Annotated in this window: 1 protein-coding gene; it reads left to right on the top strand. The window is 31.6% G+C overall.

What is annotated here, in order from left to right:
- On the top strand, window positions 1–790 hold a 790-nt coding region (locus tag LGK97_RS20110), incomplete at both ends, for a Mu transposase domain-containing protein (protein ID WP_413228460.1).

Raw genomic sequence — 790 nt, 5'->3', positions numbered from 1 at the left:
TTCAGAATGTTTCCAAGAATCACATGCTTTATTTTTTGAACATATAGGACAAGTATATAGAACAATTGTTTACGATAATATGAAAGTTGCAGTAAAGAAATTTGTAGGGCCAACTGAGAAAGAACCTACAGAAGCATTACTTAAAATGTCCATATATTATGGCTTTGACTTTAGATTTTGCAATGTTAGATCAGGTAATGAAAAAGGTCATGTTGAGCGAAGTGTAGAGGTGGTAAGGCGTAAGGCGTTCTGTAAAAATGATAACTTTAAATCGTTAGAAGAAGCTAATGAATACATTATGGAAACGTGTAATAAATTGAATGACATACCTCAGAAATTAAGAAATATGAAGACTGCAAAAGAAATTCTTAATGAAGAAAGAACCCATATGGGACCTTATATAGCAAAACTTGATACAGCAAGAATAGAAGAGCCTAGAGTAGATAAATATTCAACGTTTTCAGTAAATACCTGCCGGTATTCTGTACCAGATATGTACGTCGGAAAAAGAATATTCATAAAAATATATTCAAATGATATTGTTTGTTTTAGTGAGGGTAAAAAAATAGCTTGCCATGAAAGGAAGCTAGGGTTTTATGAATGGTCGATTAAATTAGAACATTATCTTAATACCTTTAAAAGAAAACCAGGATCATTAGCTTCAAGCACTGCAATGCTACAAGCAGACCCTAGAATCCAAAGTATCTACGATACCTATTATAGCAAAAAAGAAAAAGATTTTATAGAGTTACTTTTGTTCATAGGTGAAAGTAATATTTCTACGGTTCAA

The organism is Clostridium sp. CS001, from assembly GCF_020443565.1.
Taxonomy (GTDB): domain Bacteria; phylum Bacillota; class Clostridia; order Clostridiales; family Clostridiaceae; genus Clostridium_AD.
This window is presented reverse-complemented; position numbering and strand designations above follow the sequence as displayed.